This is a genomic window from Roseibium sp. RKSG952 (assembly GCF_009711355.1).
Map to the genome: position 1 here is coordinate 1 of NZ_SMMF01000138.1, position 286 is coordinate 286.

Sequence of the window (286 nt, forward strand, 5' to 3'; positions counted from 1 at the left end):
GGCGGATTCAAGCGGTCGTCGCAACGGTTGATGTTTATCTCATGTTAGGACTTCTTCCAACGCCTCTGCGGGCGTTTTCCATCCGAGCGTTTTTCGAGGCCGATTGTTCAGAGTGTATGCGACAGCATCGAGAGTTCTTTCATCATGGGCGCTGAGATCTGTGCCCTTGGGAAAGTACTGGCGCAATAGCCCATTGGTGTTCTCATTGCTCCCGCGTTGCCAAGGACTTTGTGGATCGCAGAAGAATATCTGGATACCGGTGTGTTCCTTCAATTGCTCATGTTGA

General features: G+C 51.0%; 1 protein-coding gene. It reads right to left on the reverse strand.

Features of this window, described 5'->3' with window-relative positions; genetic code table 11:
• Positions 1 to 39: 39 nt before the first annotated feature.
• Positions 40 to 286, reverse strand: a 247-nt coding sequence (locus E1297_RS00330) for an IS30 family transposase (protein WP_155132545.1), incomplete at its 5' end; no start/stop codon positions are given.